The organism is Azospira sp., from assembly GCF_030247495.1.
GTDB lineage: Bacteria > Pseudomonadota > Gammaproteobacteria > Burkholderiales > Rhodocyclaceae > Azospira > Azospira oryzae.
Genome location: NZ_JAOTRW010000009.1, coordinates 219120 through 235141, shown reverse-complemented (window position 1 = coordinate 235141; position 16022 = coordinate 219120). Strand labels below are relative to the sequence as shown.

Annotated in this window: 17 protein-coding genes; 10 read left to right on the top strand and 7 right to left on the bottom strand. The window is 67.9% G+C overall.

Annotated elements, in window-relative coordinates; genetic code table 11:
- The first annotated feature begins 134 nt into the window (after positions 1-134).
- Both OEL49_RS14855 and OEL49_RS14850 read left to right on the top strand, forming a co-directional pair.
- On the top strand, positions 135-431 hold the full coding sequence (locus OEL49_RS14855) for a hypothetical protein (RefSeq protein ID WP_014235723.1): 297 nt from the start codon (positions 135-137) through the stop codon (positions 429-431).
- 315 nt (positions 432-746) lie between these two features.
- Positions 747-2834: an EAL domain-containing protein gene (locus OEL49_RS14850; RefSeq protein WP_287875392.1), complete on the top strand. Its 2088-nt coding sequence runs from the start codon at positions 747-749 to the stop codon at positions 2832-2834.
- A gap of 59 nt (positions 2835-2893) precedes the next feature.
- Here the strand turns inward: OEL49_RS14850 and OEL49_RS14845 are convergent, their stop codons facing one another.
- On the bottom strand, positions 2894-4066 hold the full coding sequence (locus tag OEL49_RS14845) for an EAL and HDOD domain-containing protein (protein WP_014235721.1): 1173 nt from the start codon (positions 4064-4066) through the stop codon (positions 2894-2896).
- A 21-nt stretch (positions 4067-4087) separates the two neighbouring features.
- Positions 4088-5101, bottom strand: a complete 1014-nt coding sequence (locus OEL49_RS14840) for a CDP-6-deoxy-delta-3,4-glucoseen reductase (protein ID WP_287875390.1) — start codon at positions 5099-5101, stop codon at positions 4088-4090.
- Positions 5102-5151: 50 nt separating this feature from the next.
- Here OEL49_RS14840 and OEL49_RS14835 point away from each other — a divergent pair, with 50 nt between their 5' ends.
- Genes OEL49_RS14835 through OEL49_RS14825 form a run of 3 tightly spaced genes read left to right on the top strand, consistent with a single transcriptional unit; the run spans position 5152 to position 7651 of the window.
- Positions 5152-6057, top strand: a complete 906-nt coding sequence (locus tag OEL49_RS14835) for an NAD-dependent epimerase/dehydratase family protein (protein WP_287875388.1) — start codon at positions 5152-5154, stop codon at positions 6055-6057.
- Positions 6051-6467, top strand: a complete 417-nt coding sequence (locus OEL49_RS14830; protein ID WP_014235718.1) for a CopD family protein — start codon at positions 6051-6053, stop codon at positions 6465-6467. Before OEL49_RS14835 ends, OEL49_RS14830 begins: the two co-directional genes overlap by 7 nt.
- 11 nt (positions 6468-6478) lie before the next feature.
- Positions 6479-7651, top strand: a complete 1173-nt coding sequence (locus OEL49_RS14825; RefSeq protein ID WP_014235717.1) for a THUMP domain-containing class I SAM-dependent RNA methyltransferase — start codon at positions 6479-6481, stop codon at positions 7649-7651.
- An 86-nt stretch (positions 7652-7737) separates the two neighbouring features.
- On the opposite strand, the gene OEL49_RS14820 is transcribed toward OEL49_RS14825, so the two are convergent.
- Both OEL49_RS14820 and OEL49_RS14815 read right to left on the bottom strand, forming a co-directional pair.
- Positions 7738-8874, bottom strand: a complete 1137-nt coding sequence (locus tag OEL49_RS14820) for a PilT/PilU family type 4a pilus ATPase (RefSeq protein WP_014235716.1) — start codon at positions 8872-8874, stop codon at positions 7738-7740.
- Positions 8875-8890: 16 nt separating this feature from the next.
- Positions 8891-9934, bottom strand: a complete 1044-nt coding sequence (locus tag OEL49_RS14815; RefSeq protein ID WP_014235715.1) for a type IV pilus twitching motility protein PilT — start codon at positions 9932-9934, stop codon at positions 8891-8893.
- A 158-nt stretch (positions 9935-10092) separates the two neighbouring features.
- Here OEL49_RS14815 and OEL49_RS14810 point away from each other — a divergent pair, with 158 nt between their 5' ends.
- Genes OEL49_RS14810 through OEL49_RS14795 form a run of 4 tightly spaced genes read left to right on the top strand, consistent with a single transcriptional unit; the run spans position 10093 to position 12525 of the window.
- Positions 10093-10797, top strand: a complete 705-nt coding sequence (locus OEL49_RS14810; protein WP_287875385.1) for a YggS family pyridoxal phosphate-dependent enzyme — start codon at positions 10093-10095, stop codon at positions 10795-10797.
- A 13-nt stretch (positions 10798-10810) separates the two neighbouring features.
- Positions 10811-11623, top strand: coding sequence for a pyrroline-5-carboxylate reductase (gene proC, locus OEL49_RS14805; protein WP_014235713.1), 813 nt, complete (start codon positions 10811-10813; stop codon positions 11621-11623).
- Between the two features lie 39 nt (positions 11624-11662).
- Positions 11663-12235: a YggT family protein gene (locus OEL49_RS14800; RefSeq protein WP_287875382.1), complete on the top strand. Its 573-nt coding sequence runs from the start codon at positions 11663-11665 to the stop codon at positions 12233-12235.
- Positions 12235-12525, top strand: coding sequence for a DUF167 domain-containing protein (locus tag OEL49_RS14795; RefSeq protein ID WP_287875380.1), 291 nt, complete (start codon positions 12235-12237; stop codon positions 12523-12525). The genes OEL49_RS14800 and OEL49_RS14795 overlap by 1 nt, the downstream gene beginning before the upstream one ends.
- 38 nt (positions 12526-12563) lie before the next feature.
- Here the strand turns inward: OEL49_RS14795 and OEL49_RS14790 are convergent, their stop codons facing one another.
- On the bottom strand, positions 12564-13277 hold the full coding sequence (locus OEL49_RS14790; protein WP_014235710.1) for a LytTR family transcriptional regulator DNA-binding domain-containing protein: 714 nt from the start codon (positions 13275-13277) through the stop codon (positions 12564-12566).
- A gap of 136 nt (positions 13278-13413) precedes the next feature.
- Between OEL49_RS14790 and cowN the strand changes: the two genes are divergently transcribed.
- On the top strand, positions 13414-13716 hold the full coding sequence (gene cowN / locus OEL49_RS14785) for a N(2)-fixation sustaining protein CowN (protein ID WP_287875378.1): 303 nt from the start codon (positions 13414-13416) through the stop codon (positions 13714-13716).
- Between the two features lie 81 nt (positions 13717-13797).
- Here cowN and OEL49_RS14780 read toward each other — a convergent pair whose 3' ends face one another.
- Both OEL49_RS14780 and OEL49_RS14775 read right to left on the bottom strand, forming a co-directional pair.
- A complete protein-coding gene (locus tag OEL49_RS14780; RefSeq protein WP_287875376.1) occupies positions 13798-15042 on the bottom strand; it encodes a dihydroorotase in 1245 nt (414 codons plus the stop codon).
- A 5-nt stretch (positions 15043-15047) separates the two neighbouring features.
- Positions 15048-16022, bottom strand: coding sequence for an aspartate carbamoyltransferase catalytic subunit (locus OEL49_RS14775; protein ID WP_130459938.1), 975 nt, complete (start codon positions 16020-16022; stop codon positions 15048-15050).

The window sequence follows — 16022 nt, the reverse complement described above, 5'->3', positions numbered from 1 at the left end:
GGCCGCGTTACACGGCGTTACGGGGAGTTACCGTTCACCTGCAAACCGGAAGTTGGTGGTTGGCGTTATTGCCCTCAAGGGAGCGAAATGGTTTCGCGACCGGAAGGACAAGCCAAATTTCAGGAGATAGAGAAATGACCAAGAACCTCATCGCTGTTGCCCTCTTCGCTGCTTTCGGTACCGCTTTCGCCCAGGCTCCCGCCACGCCGGCCACCCCCGCCACTCCTGCGGCGCCTGCTGCCGCACCGGCCAAGGCCGCGGTGGAAGCACCGAAGGCCGAAGTGAAGGCGGAAGCGAAGGCCGAGGCCAAGCCGGCCGTGAAGCACGGCCACAAGAAGGTGGAGAAGAAGGCCGAGCAGGCCGGCGAGAAGGCTGAAAAGGCCGAGGCCGCCAAGCCCGAAGCGAAGCCTGCCGAACCCGCCAAGAAGTAAGCGCTGCGCTGCCCCGGGGCAGCCACGAATGACCCGTTGCACGAGGGCGCCCGATCCTGCGATCCGGCGCCCTTTTCTTTTGTCCGCCCGCCATCGCGATGACGACATCAATGTACAAAGGGTACGACTTTGTAATAATGACGCCTGCGCTTGACCGGGCCACGGCAACCATGGGCCCCGTCTGTCGCCGGCCGCGGCCCCATTCCAACACAACCAGCAGGGGCTGGCGGCATCGCCTGTATGTAGCCTCCCGCATTGCCCGAGGCCGACTACACAAGAACCGAGCAGTACCAATAACGGGCACCCGGGGGCCGAATGACATCGCAGCTGTCGCGCCGCGCGAGAATCTGGATCTATTCGATCAGGGACGCCTTCGTCTCCCTGATTCCCCTGACCCTGTTCGGGGTGCTGGCGGTGCTGGCGCGCAACTTTCCCCTGCCCGCCTTCCAGCAATTCCTGCTGGGTGGCAGCGGCCAGGCCTTCTCCGGCATCCTCGACCTCATCATCGGCGGTACACACGGCGTCTTCGGCCTCTCCCTGGCGGTCGTGGTGGCCATCCACCTGCGCCAGCGTCTGCCTGTCGGCCAGCCGTTGGACGACGGGCCGTCGATCATGGCGGTGGGCCTGTCGAGCCTGATCAATTTCATGCTCGCCACCCTGGCCATCTTCCAGCACCACGGCGGCCTCGGCTACGACCTGATGCTGGTGGGCATCGGCGTCGGCCTCTTCTCCGCCGAGTTCATGCGCTGGGCCGCCCGCCGCTCCTGGCTGACCCTCATCAGCGCCACCCGGGATGCGGACCTGGCGGTGCACAACGCCCTGCGCCTGAGCGTGCCGACCGCCGTGTCCGGCCTGATCGTGCTGGCCGTGGCCAGCTTCCTGGCCGCCCTGCCCACACCCCAGGCCCTCTTCGATGGTGTCGCTGCAGGCGCCAGGGAGAGCGCCCATGGCCACTATCTGGCCATCACCTTCGTCACCCTGGTGAACCAGCTGTTCTGGTTCGTCGGCATCCACGGCGGCCACATCCTGGACACCTTCGGCCTCGATCTCTTCGTCGCCGTGCCGAACCTGCCCGGCGGCTACCTGGTGAATCGCTCCCTCTTCGACGCCTTCGTCCTGATGGGCGGGTCGGGCGCCACCCTGGGCCTGCTGGTGGCCATCTACCTGCAGTCGCGCAGCGGCTCCCTGCTCAAGGTGGCCCGGGTGGCGACCCTGCCGGCCATGTTCAACATCAATGAAATGGTGCTGTTCGGCCTGCCCGTGGTGCTATCACCCCTCTACCTGCTGCCCTTCGTCCTGACGCCGGTGCTGCTGGCCCTGCTGGCCGTGGCCGCCGTCAGCTCCGGCTGGCTGCAGCTGCTGCCGGTCAGCATTCCGTGGACCACTCCGCCCTTCCTCTCCGGCTGGCTGCTGACCGGTTCCATCAAGGGCGTATTGCTGCAGGCGCTGGGGTTGCTGCTCAGCATCGGCATTTACTGGCCCTTCGTGCGGCGGGCGGAGGCCCGGCGCCTGGCGCGGGAAGACCGGCTCTTCCGACGGGCGGCGGAAGTGGTGCTGGGCAACCGGCCGAGCAAGACATCCACCATCCGGCGCCTGGACGAAGTGGGCAGCATCAGCCGGCGGGTGCTGGGCCTGCTGCGGGAGGATGTGCGCCATGGCCGGCTGTTGCTGCACTATCAGCCCAAGCACGACTGCCGGGACCGGCTGCTCGGCTTCGAGGCCCTGGTACGCTGGCCCCAGGCGCCCCACCCCTCCGTCTCCCCGGCCATGGCGGTGATCCTGGCGGAGGAGGGGCGGCTGATCAACGAACTGGGCCTGTGGGTCTTCCGCCATGCCCTGGCCTTCAAGGCGCGTCTCAACCAGAGCGGCTTTGCCGGCTTGAGCCTGGCCATCAATGTGTCGCCCCTGCAGCTGGCCCACGGCGATTTCGCGGAGCGCATCGCCCGCCTCATGGCCGAGACGCCGGTGCAGCCGGCGGAGATTGAAATCGAAATCACCGAATCCCAGGTCATGCCCGACGACCCGGTGATCGACAGCAACATCCAGGCCCTGGGGCGGATGGGCTTCAAGCTGGCCATGGACGACTTCGGCATGGGCCACACTTCCCTGCTGCACCTGCGGCGCTTCGCCATCGACGTCATCAAGATCGACGGTTCCCTGACCCGGGATGTGCTGCACAGCGCCACCAATGGCGACATCATCCGGGCCATCGCGGCCCTGGGCCAGGCGCGGGACATCGCCATCGTCGCCGAATTCGTCGAAACGGCGGCGCAGAAGCAGGCCCTGGCCAATCTGGGCTGCCATGTCTTCCAGGGCTATTACTACAGCCCACCCCTGGCGGAGGCGGATTGTCTGGCCTATTGCCGGCGGCAGCCGGACGAGGCGGAGGTCGGCGCCGCCTGAGTCGGGGAGGGAAATGGGGACGGATGACGCAGGGCTTGCCGGCCTAGGCCGGCAAGCCCTTATTCCATCTTGTCGGCGAAGCTCAGGGCTTCCAGCTGGGCCTTGTTGATCTGGGCGGCGGAGAGACCCAGCAGGCCGGCCTGCTGGATCAGGCGGGTGCCGTCGCCGTCCTCGCAGGCCAGGGCGATGTCGAGGAAGGGGCCGTAGAGGCCGCCGCGGCCGAGCAGGGCCTCGCTGATGGGCTCGGGCAGGTGCATGGCTTCCAGCACCTGTTCCATGGGCACGCCGAGCATGTGGTCGAGCAGGGAGAAGGCGCCGGTGATGAACAGGTTGTCGTACTCGGACTTGTCCACCACGCCGTGGCCCAGGGCCTCCATGAGGCGGGCCCGGGTCAGGGCGGTGTGCATCAGGGCCGGGGCCATGGGGTCCTTGGAGGCGGTCACCAGCAGCAGGGAGAGCCACTTGTTGAGCTTCTCGTAGCCGAGGATGGTGACGGCGTGCTTGAAGGACTGGATCTCGCAGGAGAGGCCGAAGCCCACCGAGTTGATGTAGCGCAGCAGCTTGTAGGAGAGGGCCACGTCCTGCTTCAGGGCCGCTTCGATCTTACCCGTGTCCTCGTTGTTGCGCACCAGGTTGAGCACCCGCACGATGTGGGCATGGCTGGGGTTGAGGGTCTTGCCGGCCGGCGCCGTCAGGTTCTTGAAGAACCAGCCGGCGGCGGCGGAGACGCCCGCATCCATGCAGGCCTGGAATTCCTGGGGCGTGTCGGCGTTGAAGGCGACGGGAATGCCCACCTGCTGGGTCTTGGCCACCAGGGCGGCCATCTGGGCCGGGGTATAGGCATCCACGTCAAAACCGATGAAGCGGAAGTGCAGGCCGCTGGCCAGGGCTTCACCGGCATCCTCGCCGAAATCCAGACAGAGGGAAGGATTGCGGTTCTTCAACTCGCCCAGGAGGGTGCCGTCGCCGGTGGTGAGGGCGAAGGGATGGACCTCCAAAGTGGCGTTGGCGGGGATTTCCCAGTTCAGCAGTTCCGGCGAGAGGGGCGCGCCGCTGCTGACGAAGACCGACTTCTCCCCCTGGGGCCAGACGTCGGCCAGGGCGCCCAGTCCTTCGGCGGCGGCCGGCATGGGATCCACCCCGGCCGGGAAGGAAAGACGCAGCCGGGTGGCGATGATCTTGCTCTGGCGGTTGACCAGGGGCTGGCGGGTGATGAAGACCTCGGCGGGCATGACGCCTCCTGGGGCTGGAAATCAGGATGAGAAAGTGAAGGAATCGGCGAAGAACTCGGCCTCGGGCAGGCCGCAGCGGCCGGTGAAGTCCCGCTTGGCCGCCTCCACCATGACCGGGGCGCCGCAGACGTACACCTGGTGGCCGGAAAGGTCCGGGAAGTCCTGCATCACGGCCTCGTGCACCAGGCCGGTACGGCCGTTCCAGCCGTCCGTGGCGGCCGGCTCGGAAAGCACCGGCACATAGGTGATGTGGCTGTGTTCGGCGGCCCAGCGGGCGGGCAGCTCGTCCATGTAGAGGCCGGCCTTGTTGCGGTTGCCCCAGTAGATGACCATGGGCCGCTTGCTCTGGGTATACAGGGCGTGCTCGACGATGGCCTTGATGGGGGCGAAGCCGGTGCCGCCGGCCAGCAGGATCATGGGCTTGTCCGAATCCTCGCGCAGGAAGAAGCTGCCGTGGGGACCGTTGAGGCGCAGGATGTCCCGCTCCTTCATGCCGTTGAAGACGTGTTCGGTGAACAGGCCGCCGGGCACCAGGCGGATGTGCAGCTGCAGGAAGGCATCGTCGTGGGGCGCATTGGCCAGGGAGAAGCTGCGCCGCTTGCCGTCCTTGAGCAGGATGTCCACGTACTGGCCGGTGAGGAACTGGAAGCGCTCGGTGGCGGGCAGGCGTAGGTGCAGCACCATGACGTCGGCGGCCACCTTCTCCATCTTTTCGACGCGGGAGGGCAGGGTCTTCACCGGGATGTCGCTGGCGGAACGCACTTCCCGGCATTCCAGGGTCAGGTCGGTCTTGGCCTTGGCGCAGCAGAAGAGGGTCAGGCCGGCGGCCTTGTCGGCCTCGGTGAGGGCATGGGGCTGGGACTTGCCGTGGTCCACCTCGCCGCACAGCACCTTGCCCTTGCAGGCGCCGCAGGCGCCGTCGCGGCAGCCGTAGGGCATGGTCAGGCCCTGGCGCAGGGCGGCTTCCAGAATGGTCTCGTCGGATTCGGCCGCGAAATGGTGCTGGCCGGGTTCGATGGTGACGGAAAAGCTCATGGTTCCCCTTTTTCGACTTCCAAAGGCACCGAACCGGCTAAAATGCCGCGGTGCAAAGATTATTGATTGTCGGTTGCGGCGATGTGGCCTGGCGCGCCCTGCCCCAACTCCTCCGGCGCTATCGCGTTTTCGCCCTGTTGCGGGACCCGGCCCAGCACCAGCGCTGGCGGCAGGCCGGCGCCGTGCCGCTGGCGGGCGACCTGGACCGGCCGTCCACCCTGGGGCGCCTGGCCGGCGTGTTCGATCAGGTCCTGCACCTGGCTCCTCCGCCCGACCGGGGCCTGCGGGATACCCGCACGCGGCACTTGCTGGCCGCTCTGGGCAAGGCGGCAGGCGGAAATAAGTCACGGAAAAGTCTACCACAGGCCCTCACCTATATCAGTACGACAGGGGTATATGGGGACCGGGCCGGGGCCGCCACCGACGAAACCGCCCCGCCGCGCCCCCGCAGCCCCCGGGGCCAGCGGCGCCTGGACGCCGAACAGGCCCTGCGCCGCTGGGGCCGCGACAACGGGGTGCGGGTCAGCATCCTGCGCGCCCCCGGCATCTACGCCGCCGACCGCCTGCCCCTGGCGCGGCTGCAGGCGGGCACCCCGGCCCTGGTGGAGGCCGACGACGTGTTCACCAACCATATCCACGCCGCCGATCTGGCCGGTCTGGCGGCGGCGGCCCTGGTGCGGGGCCGGGCCAACCGTTGCTACAACGCCAGCGACGACTCCTGCCTGAAGATGGGCGAGTATTTCGACCGGGTGGCGGATGCCTTCGGCCTGCCCCACCCGCCGCGCCTGAGCCGGGCCGAGGCGGCTGCCGTACTGTCGCCCCTGCAGCTGTCCTTCATGAGCGAGTCCCGGCGCCTGGCCAACCGGCGTCTGAAGGAAGAACTGCGCTACCACCTGCTTTACCCCCACGTGGATGACGGCATTGCCGCCGCCCTCTCGGAGAAAACCCCATGCTGATCCTCAAGGCCCTGCACATCATTCTCGTCGCCAGCTGGTTCGCCGGCCTCTTCTACCTGCCGCGCATCTTCGTCAATCTGGCCATGGTGCCTGCGGACAGCACGGCGGAGCGGGAGCGGCTGCTGCTCATGGCGCGCAAGCTGTTCCGCTTCATGACCCCCCTGGGCGTGCTGGCCCTGGTCTTCGGCACCTGGCTGTGGCTCGGCTACGGTTTTGCCGGCGGCTGGCTCCACGCCAAGCTGACCCTGGTGCTGGTGCTGATCGGCTACCACGCCTACTGCGGCACCCTGCTCAAGCAGTTCGCCGCCGGTACCAACCGGCGCAGCCACGTCTGGTTCCGCTGGTTCAACGAACTGCCGGTGCTGATCCTCTTCGTCGTGGTCTTCCTGGTCGTCCTCAAACCCTTCTGAAAGCTGCTTCCATGTTCAAACTTTTCGCAACCTGTCCCCGGGGTCTGGAAGCCCTGCTGGCGGAAGACCTCACCGCCGCCGGCGCCAGCGACATCCGCATCGTCGCCAGCGGCGTCGCCTGCCGCGGCACCTGGGAGACGGTGTACCGCACCAACCTCAACTCCCGCATCGCCACCCGGCTCATGCTGCAGCTCTCCTTCGGCAAGTACCTGAAGGAGGAGGACATCTACAAGCAGGCGAGCAAGATCGACTGGCCCCGCCATTTCGACGTCAGCCGCACCATCCGGGTGTACGTCACCGCCATCAAGTCGCCCCTGAAGAGCCTGGAGTTCATCACCCTGCGCATCAAGGACGCGGTCTGCGATGTCTTTCGCGACCAGTGCGGCGAGCGCCCCAGCGTGGATACCCGGGAACCGGAAGTGCGCATCCACGCCTTCCTCACCGCCGAGGACTGCACCCTGTACCTGGACACCACCGGCGCCCCCCTCTACCAGCGGGGCTACCGGCAGAAGACGGTGGAGGCGCCGCTGAAGGAGAACCTGGCCGCCGGCATCCTGCGTCTGGCCGGCTGGCAGCCGGGCACCGTGCTGCTGGACCCCATGTGCGGCAGCGGCACCTTCCTCCTGGAGGCGGCCCAGCAGGTCTGCAACATCGCTCCCGGCGCCCGCCGCAGCTTCGCCTTCGAGAACCTCAAGGGCTTCGACGCCCAGCTGTGGCAGCGCCTCAAGAACGCCGCCGTGCAGGGCGAGCGCAAGCCCGCCGGCAAGCCGACCCTGTTCGGCCGCGACGTGTCCCCCAGCGCCTACCGCTCGGCCCTGGCCAACCTGGACCGGGCCGGCCTGCTGCCGGCCGTCGATCTGGCCGTGGGCGACATCCTGGAGACGGCGCCGCCGCCCGAAGCCGGCCTCATGGTCTGCAACCCGCCCTACGGCGAGCGGCTGGAGGAGCTGGACAACCTGCTGGCCTTCTATCCCCAGCTGGGCACCGCCCTCAAGCAGAAGTACGCCGGCTGGACCTGCTACTTCCTCACCGCCGACCCGGCCCTGCCCAAGGGCGTCGGCCTCAAGCCGGGCAAGAAGACGCCCCTCTACAACGGGGCCCTGGAATGCCGCCTGTACCAGTTCAAGATGGTGGCCGGCTTCAACCGGCGCAAGAAGCCGGGCGAGGAAGAGTCCGGGGAGTAAGCCTTGCGCTGCGCCGCCGCGGTGGGCGCAGGCAATAAAAAAAACGGCGGAAATTTCCGCCGTTTTTCTTTGGGGCTGCGCCCGTATCAGACGATGTCCAGGTGGCCGATGCCGGCTGCCAGGTCCCGGTCCTTCGATTCCTTGCCGTGCAGCTTGATCTGCAGGCGCAGGTCGTTCACCGAGTCGGCGTTGCGCAGGGCGTCCTCGTAGCTGATGCGGCCGGCCTCGTAGAGGTCGAAGAGGGACTGGTCGAAGGTCTGCATGCCCAGCTCCCGGGACTTCTTCATGATCTCCTTGATTTCGGTGACCTCGCCCTTGAAGATCAGGTCGGAGATCAGGGGCGAGTTGAGCATGACCTCGATGGCCGCCGCCCGGCCCTTGCCGTCCTTGAGGGGGATGAGGCGCTGGGAGACGATGCCGCGCAGGTTGAGGGAGAGGTCCATCAGCAGCTGCTGGCGCCGCTCTTCCGGGAAGAAGTTGATGATCCGGTCGAGGGCCTGGTTGGTGGAGTTGGCGTGCAGGGTGCCCATGGCCAGGTGGCCGGTCTCGGCGAAGGCCACGGCGTGCTCCATGGTCTCCCGGTCGCGGATTTCGCCGATCAGGATCACGTCCGGCGCCTGGCGCAGGGTGTTCTTCAGGGCCATTTCCCAGGAATCCGTATCGACGCCTACCTCGCGCTGGGTGACGATGCAGTTCTTGTGCTCGTGCACGTACTCCACCGGGTCCTCGATGGTGATGATGTGGCCGTAGGAGTTTTCGTTGCGGTAGCCGATCATGGCCGCCAGGGAGGTGGACTTGCCGGAGCCGGTGCCGCCGACGAACAGCACCAGGCCCCGCTTGGTCATGGCCACGTCCTTCAGCACCGGCGGCAGGCCCAGGTCTTCGAAACGGGGAATGGTGGTGTTGATGGTGCGGCAGATGACGCCGATGCGGCCTTGCTGGACGAAGGCATTGACCCGGAAGCGGCCGATGCCGGCGGGGGAGATGGCGAAGTTGCATTCCTTGGTGGATTCGAATTCCGCCGCCTGCCGGTCGTTCATGATGGAGCGGGCCAGTTCCGCCGTGTGCTGGGGCGTCAGGGCCTGGTTGGAGACCGGGGTCATCTTGCCGTCCACCTTGATGGCGGGGGGGAAGCCGGCGGTGATGAAGAGGTCCGAGCCCTTCTTCTGCACCATGAGGCGCAGCAGGTCCTGGATGAATTTGAGTGCCTGATCTCTTTCCATAATTCTTCCCCGGCGCCTAGCCGCCGAACATGTCCTTGTTGACCGCCTTGGTGCGGGCTTCCGCCGGCGAAATGACGTTGCGCCGCACCAGGTCGGTGAGGTTCTGGTCCAGGGTCTGCATGCCGAACTGCTGGCCGGTCTGGATGGCCGAATACATCTGGGCGATCTTGGCTTCCCGGATCAGGTTGCGGATGGCCGGGGTGCCGATCATGATCTCGTGGGCCGCCACCCGGCCGTTGCCGTCCTTGGTCTTCAGCAGGGTCTGGGAAATGACGGCGCGCAGGGATTCGGAGAGCATGGCCCGGATCATTTCCTTCTCCGCCGCGGGGAAGACGTCGATGATCCGGTCCACCGTCTTGGCGGCGGAGGAGGTGTGCAGGGTGCCGAACACCAGGTGGCCCGTTTCCGCCGCCGTCATGGCCAGGCGGATGGTTTCCAGGTCGCGCATTTCGCCCACCAGGATCACGTCCGGGTCTTCCCGCAGGGCCGAGCGCAGGGCGTTGTTGAAGGACAGGGTGTGGGGCCCCACTTCCCGCTGGTTGATGAGGCACTTCTTGGCTTCGTGCACGAATTCGATGGGGTCTTCCACGGTCAGGATGTGGCCGTAATCGTTTTCGTTGATGTGGTTCACCATGGCCGCCAGGGTGGTGGACTTACCGGAGCCGGTGGGGCCGGTGACCAGCACGATGCCCCGGGGGAATTCCGAAATCTCCTTGAAGATCTTCGGCGCGTTGAGGTCCTCCAGGCTCAGCACCTTGGAGGGAATGGTCCGGAAGACGGCGCCGGCGCCCCGGTGCTGGACGAAGGCATTGACCCGGAAGCGGGCCAGGTTGGGCACTTCGAAGGAGAAGTCGCACTCCAGGTTCTCTTCGTAGGTCTTACGCTGGCCGTCGTTCATGATGTCGTACACCATGGCGTGCACGTCCTTGTGCTCCATGGCCGGCAGGTTGATGCGGCGCACGTCGCCGTGGACCCGGATCATGGGCGGCAGGCCGGCGGAGAGGTGCAGGTCGGAGGCCTTGTTCTTGACGCCGAAGGCGAGCAGTTCGGTGATGTCCATCAACGGTCCTTGGAGGCGGAAAACGGGAGTGAATGGGAGCTAAACGGGGCGCCCGGCGCGCACTGGAGCAGGGCGGCGGCGCCGGCCCGGTGCCGGGCGCTCCGGCCCGGCGGTGCTATACTTTCGCGCCACGATTGCCCATGTTTTAGCGCCCGATTATGACGCCTATTTTCGCCAACCTGCAAGCTGTCAAAGCCCGCATCGACGCCGCTGCCCGCGCCTGCGGCCGGGATCCGTCCGCGGTCTCGCTGCTGGCCGTGGCCAAGACCTGGCCGGCGGAGTGCGTGGTCGAGGCGGCCGCTGCCGGCCAGCGGGCCTTCGGCGAGAACTACGTGCAGGAAGGCTGCGACAAGATCGACCAGCTGCGGGCCGCAGGGCACAGCGATCTGGAATGGCATTTCATCGGCCCCCTGCAGAGCAACAAGACCCGGCCCGTGGCCGAACGCTTCGACTGGGTGCACAGCATCGACCGGCTGAAGATCGCCCAGCGCCTCTCCGAGCAGCGGCCGGCCGATCTGCCACCGCTGCAGGTGTGCGTCCAGGTGAATATCTCCGGCGAAGCCAGCAAGAGCGGTTGCGACCTGGACCAGGCGGCCGAGCTGTGCCGGGCCGTGGCGGCCCTGCCCAAGCTGACCCTGCGCGGCCTGATGGCCATCCCGGCGCCGGCAGAAGACGAAGCGGCCCAGCGCGAGCCCTGCCGCCGCCTGCGCCAGTTCTACGAACAGCTGCGGGCCGAGGGCCTGGCCCTGGACACCCTGTCCATGGGCATGTCCCACGACCTGGAGGCCGCCGTGGCCGAAGGCGCCACCATTGTCCGCGTCGGCACCGCCATTTTCGGTGCCCGCGATTACTCCAAGACCTAGAAGGACTTTCCCCATGAAGATCACTTTCCTCGGCGGCGGCAACATGGCCAATGCCCTTATCGGCGGCCTGGTGAACAAGGGCTTTGCCGCCGGCGACATCGCCGTGGTGGAGCTCAACGCCGACAACCGCAGCAAGCTGGAAGCGGCCTACGGCGTGCGCACCTTCGCCGGCGCCGAGGCGGCGGCCTGGGACTGCGACGTCATCGTCCTGGCGGTGAAGCCCCAGAGCATGAAGGAGGCCATCGCCCCCATCGGCCCCCATCTCAAGGACCAGCTGGTGGTGAGCATCGCCGCCGGCCTCAACCTGGCCTCCCTCTCCCGCTGGCTGGGCGGCCACCGCCGCCTGGTGCGCACCATGCCCAACACCCCGGCCCTGATCGGCGCCGGCGTCACCGGCCTCTACGCCCTGCCGGAAGTGGACGCCGCCGGCCGCGCCGCCGCCCAGCGCGTGCTGGAGGCCGTCGGCAGCGCCGTGTGGTTCGCCGACGAGTCCCAGATGGATGCGGTCACCGCCGTTTCCGGCAGCGGCCCGGCCTACGTCTTCCTCTTCATTGAGGCCCTGCAGCAGGCCGGCAAGGACCTGGGCTTCGACGACGAGCAGGCCCGCCGCCTGGCCATCGAAACCGTGCTCGGCGCCGCCCAGCTGGCGGCCCAGTCGCCGGACCCGGCCAGCGTGCTGCGGGAGCGGGTCACCTCCAAGGGCGGCACCACCGCCGCCGCCCTGGCGGTGATGGAAACGGCCGGGGTCAAGGCCGGCATCATCGCCGGCGTCAAGGCGGCCGAAGCCCGGGGCGTGGAACTGGGCCAGCAGCTCGGCGCCGACTGAGCCACGCTCCCATAGCCCCTAACCGAACGGATACCCACCATGCTGCTCGACATCCTCAATTTCCTGCTCGACGTGGTCGCCAGTTTCTTCGGCTATCTGCTGCTGCTGCGCTTCGTCATGCAGTGGCGCCGGGTTTCCTTCAAGACCCCCCTGGGCCACTTCGTTCTGCAGACTACCAACTGGGTGGTGCTGCCCCTGCGCCGGGCGATTCCCGGCCTCTTCGGCCTGGACTTCGCCAGCCTGGTGCCGGCCTGGCTGCTGCAGGCCGCGGTCAAGGCGGCCATGCTGGCGGTCAAGGGTGGCGCTGCCCTCGGCGCCGGCGCCCTGGTCACGGCGGCCCTGGCCATGGGCTTCTTCGAACTGCTGCACATGGCGGTGATGGCGGCCATCGTCCTCATGCTGGTGCAGGCGGTGATTTCCTGGGTCAATCCCCATACGCCCCTGGCCGGCCCCATCCACGCCCTCACCGACCCGCTGCTCAAGCCCCTGCGCCGCATCGTGCCGCCCATCGCCAACGTGGACCTGTCGCCCCTGGTGGCCATCGTCCTGGCCCAGGTGCTGCTGATGCTGTTGGCCTACGCCAAGGCCGCCCTCATGCCCCTGCTCTTCTGATGTTCCACCAGCGCGGCGGCGACGGCCGCCTGCTCCTCACCCTGCACATCCAGCCCGGGGCGAAGAAGACGGAGGTCTGCGGCCTCCACGGCGACGCCCTGAAAATCCGCCTGGCGGCGCCGCCGGTGGACGGCAAGGCCAACGGGGCCCTGCTGGCCTTCGTCGCCGACCGCCTCGGCCTGCCCAAGAGCGCCGTCAGCCTGAAGAGCGGCCAGACCTCCCGGCGCAAGGTGGTGGAAGTGGCCGAGCCGCCGGCCGACGCGGTGCAGCGCCTGCTGCCCGACGCCTGACTTTTTCCTTCTCCGATTCCCTGTTGTAGGGCAGGCGGCTACCAGCCGAGGCGGGCCGCCACGGCCGCGGCCCGGCTGCGGCCGATGGGCAGACGGCTGGCGGGAAAGGTGGCCATCACCACCGAGGGCCGTCCCTCCTGGCGCTCCAGGCGGGCGGCGTGGGCCACGGCGATGAGGTGGCGGCGGTGGATGCGCAGGAACTGTTCCGGGTCCAGGCGCCGCTCCAGCTGGGCCAGGCTCAGGTGGCAGAGGAAGGATTCCCGGGCGGTGTACAGCCGGGCGTAATGGCCTTCGGCCTGCAGGTGCACCACCTCCGCCGGGTCCACCAGGGCGGTGCCGCCCTGCAGAAGCACCGGCAGCTTGGCCAGGCGCCCTTCTTCCGCCGCGGCCTGGGGCAGGGCGGTGAGACCCCGGTAGTCGTAGAGAAGCAGGCAGAAGCCGGCGGCGGCTTCGCCAGCGCCGTCGCTGCTTTCCAGGCGGCTGATGCTGAGCAGCAGGGGCCGGTCGGGGGTGTTGATGGTCATGGTCACCGGCACCGGGGTATCGCCCGCGGCGGCCTCCTGCAGCAGCCAGGCGATCTTGCGTCGGCTCGGCTCCGGGTGCAGGTCCACCACGGCGCGGCCCTCCAGGGCCGGATGGTAGCGTTGCAGCAACTGGCGGGCGGCGGGATTGAGCTGGCGGATGCGCCCCTCCCGGTCCAGCATGACCACGCCGGGGTCCATCTTCTGCAGCAGGTATTCCAGGCTTTCCATGTCGGCTTTCCGTCGTTCGTGCAGGAATGATGTCGTTCATGCAAGAAGCCTGCCGTTGGTGCAGGGGCCCTTGTCCGCCCCGCGCCGGGCTCCCCAGAATGGGCTGTCAATCATTGCAATCAGGGGAGGATGGGCCATGTCAGAACAAGCAGCCGCCGCGGCGGACCGTTACGTTTCCTTCGAGGGTATCGACTGCTGGCACAACGCCTGTGCGGTGGTGGCCCGGGTGCTGCACCACTACGAGGGGCCGGAGCGCACCAACAAGTACTGGGAATACTTCGTCGCCAAGATCCCGCCGGGCTACTACAGCGGCGAGCCGACGGAGGACCTGCTCTATCTGGTCTGTTCCAATACCTACTACATCGAGGAACTGTTCGAGAAATTCGGCGACGGGGAAGGGCTGCAGTTGCTGCAGCGGGCCGAACTGGAGTGCTGCTAGAGCGGGAATGGGAGCCGGGCAGGGGCCTGCCCGGAGAGGCAGGCGGGGCGGCCGTTGCGGCGCCCGCCTACCGGAGAATGACTAGAGCAGACGGCCGCCAGCCACCACGGCCTGGATGCGGCCGCTCATGGTGCGTCCCGCCAGGGGGCTGTTGCGGCCCACGCTGGTAAAGGCGTCCGGAGTGATGGTCCATTCCGTCTCGGCGTCGAAGACGCAGACGTCGGCCACGGCACCCACGGCCAGGTGGCCCAGGTCGCTGCGGCCGATGACGGCGGCGGCGTCGCTGGTGACCCGGGCCAGGGCCGTGCCCAGGGACAGTCCGTCCTCCCGGGCCCAGGCCAGCACCAGGGGCAGCAGCAGTTCCAGGCCCCGGGCCCCCACTTCCGCCTCGCCGAAGGGCACCTGCTTGCCGTCCGCCTCCATCGGCGTGTGGTCGGAACAGACCGCCTGGATCACGCCTTCGGCCAGGCCGAAGCGCAGGGCGGCCCGGTCCGCCACGGAGCGCAGGGGCGGGTCGAAGCGGGCCTGGGCGTTGAAGTAGCCGATGTCCTCTTCCGCCAGGTGCAGGTGGTGGGCGGCCACGTCGCAGCTGACGGCGACGCCCCGGGCCTTGGCCTCGCGCACCATGGCGACGCCGGCGGCGGAGGAGAGGCGCATCAGGTGCAGGCGCACGCCGGTGCTCTTGGCCAGTTCGATCAGGGTGGCGATGGCCACCGTCTCGGCGGCCACGGGGATGCCGGCCAGGCCCAGGCGGGCGGCCATTTCGCCGTCGTGGGCGACGCCGTCCTTGGCCAGCTGGTAATCCTGGGGCCGCAGCCAGACGGCGAAGTCGTAGGTGGCGGCGTACTGCATGGCCCGGTACAGGGACTGCAGGTCGGTGACGGGCTGGCTGGCCTGGGTGAAGGCGACGCAGCCGGCGCTGGCGAGGCCGGCCATGCTGGCCAGGGTCTGGCCCTGCAGGCCCTTGGTGAGGGCGCCCAGGGGCAGCACCCGGGCCAGGCCCAGGGCTTCGGCGCGCTGGATCAGGCGTTCCACCAGGCTCGGTTCGTCCAGCACCGGCCGGGTGTCCGGCGGGCAGACCACGGTGGTGATGCCGTTGGCGGCGGCGCAGGCCAGCTCGGTCTCCAGGCTCGGCAGGCGGGCGGAAAGGTCGATCAGGCCGGGGCAGACCACGTAGCCGGCGGCGTCGATTTCCCGCTCCGGGACGAAGCCGGCGGGGGCCTGGCCGACGGCGGCGATGCGGCCGTCGGCGATGAAGAGATCCTGCCGGGCATCGATGCCGTTCTTGGGGTCGATGAGGCGGCCGTTCTTGATGCTGATGTTCATGGTGTTCAGTTCCCCGCGAGGATGCCCATCACCGCCATGCGCACGGCGATGCCGAAAGTGACCTGGTTGAGGATCACCGCCTGGGGCCCGTCGGCCACGGACGAGTCGATTTCCACGCCCCGGTTCATGGGGCCCGGGTGCATGACGATGGCGTCGGGCTTGGCCAGAGCCAGCTTTTCCGGCGTCAGGCCGTAGCGCTTGAAATACTCGCCGGCGGAGGGCAGCAGGGCCCCGTTCATGCGTTCGTTCTGCAGGCGCAGCATGATCACCACGTCGCAGTCCTTGAGGCCTTCGTTCATGTCGTGGAAGACCTTCACCCCCAGGTTTTCCAGGTAGCCGGGCAGCAGGGTCTTCGGCGCGATGGCGCGGATTTCGCCGCAGCCCAGGGTGCGCAGGGCATGCAGGTCGGAGCGGGCGACCCGGGAATGGAGGATGTCGCCGACGATGGCCACCGTCAGGTTGGAGAAATCCTTCTTGTAGTGGCGGATGGTGTACATGTCCAGCAGCCCCTGGGTGGGGTGGGCATGGCGGCCGTCGCCGGCGTTCACCACGTGGATGTCGTCCCGGCCGATGCGCTTCAAGTGCTCGGCGATGAGGAAGGGGGCGCCGGAGGTGGCGTGGCGCACCACGAACATGTCGGCGTGCATGGAGCAGAGGTTGTCGATGGTGTCGAGCAGGGTCTCGCCCTTGGCCGTGGAGGAGCGGGACACGTCCAGGTTGATGACGTCCGCCGAGAGGCGTTTGGCGGCGATCTCGAAGGTGGTGCGGGTGCGGGTGGAGTTCTCGAAGAAGAGGTTGAAGACGCTCTTGCCGCGCAGCAGGGGCACCTTCTTCACGTCCCGGTCCGAGACCTCAAGGAAGCTCTCGGCGGTGTCCAGGATCTGGGTGATCACCGGCAGGGGCAGGCCCTCGGTGGACAGCAGGTGCTGCAGCTTGCCCTCGGCGTCGAGCTGCGGATTCAGACGGCTCTGGGTGAGCAT

What these genes read in the sequence shown, in the direction of transcription:
- OEL49_RS14830 (WP_014235718.1), top strand. Translation starts at nt 6,051, where the DNA reads ATGCTGATCCTCAAGGCCCTGCACATCATTCTCGTCGCCAGCTGGTTC.
- OEL49_RS14855 (WP_014235723.1), top strand. Translation starts at nt 135, where the DNA reads ATGACCAAGAACCTCATCGCTGTTGCCCTCTTCGCTGCTTTCGGTACC.
- OEL49_RS14790 (WP_014235710.1), bottom strand. Translation starts at nt 13,277, where the DNA reads ATGGAAAGCCTGGAATACCTGCTGCAGAAGATGGACCCCGGCGTGGTC.
- OEL49_RS14820 (WP_014235716.1), bottom strand. Translation starts at nt 8,874, where the DNA reads ATGGAAAGAGATCAGGCACTCAAATTCATCCAGGACCTGCTGCGCCTC.
- OEL49_RS14845 (WP_014235721.1), bottom strand. Translation starts at nt 4,066, where the DNA reads ATGCCCGCCGAGGTCTTCATCACCCGCCAGCCCCTGGTCAACCGCCAG.
- OEL49_RS14795 (WP_287875380.1), top strand. Translation starts at nt 12,235, where the DNA reads ATGTTCCACCAGCGCGGCGGCGACGGCCGCCTGCTCCTCACCCTGCAC.
- OEL49_RS14850 (WP_287875392.1), top strand. Translation starts at nt 747, where the DNA reads ATGACATCGCAGCTGTCGCGCCGCGCGAGAATCTGGATCTATTCGATC.
- OEL49_RS14780 (WP_287875376.1), bottom strand. Translation starts at nt 15,042, where the DNA reads ATGAACATCAGCATCAAGAACGGCCGCCTCATCGACCCCAAGAACGGC.
- OEL49_RS14810 (WP_287875385.1), top strand. Translation starts at nt 10,093, where the DNA reads ATGACGCCTATTTTCGCCAACCTGCAAGCTGTCAAAGCCCGCATCGAC.
- OEL49_RS14775 (WP_130459938.1), bottom strand. Translation starts at nt 16,022, where the DNA reads ATGCTCACCCAGAGCCGTCTGAATCCGCAGCTCGACGCCGAGGGCAAG.
- OEL49_RS14840 (WP_287875390.1), bottom strand. Translation starts at nt 5,101, where the DNA reads ATGAGCTTTTCCGTCACCATCGAACCCGGCCAGCACCATTTCGCGGCC.
- OEL49_RS14800 (WP_287875382.1), top strand. Translation starts at nt 11,663, where the DNA reads ATGCTGCTCGACATCCTCAATTTCCTGCTCGACGTGGTCGCCAGTTTC.
- OEL49_RS14825 (WP_014235717.1), top strand. Translation starts at nt 6,479, where the DNA reads ATGTTCAAACTTTTCGCAACCTGTCCCCGGGGTCTGGAAGCCCTGCTG.
- proC (WP_014235713.1), top strand. Translation starts at nt 10,811, where the DNA reads ATGAAGATCACTTTCCTCGGCGGCGGCAACATGGCCAATGCCCTTATC.
- OEL49_RS14815 (WP_014235715.1), bottom strand. Translation starts at nt 9,934, where the DNA reads ATGGACATCACCGAACTGCTCGCCTTCGGCGTCAAGAACAAGGCCTCC.
- cowN (WP_287875378.1), top strand. Translation starts at nt 13,414, where the DNA reads ATGTCAGAACAAGCAGCCGCCGCGGCGGACCGTTACGTTTCCTTCGAG.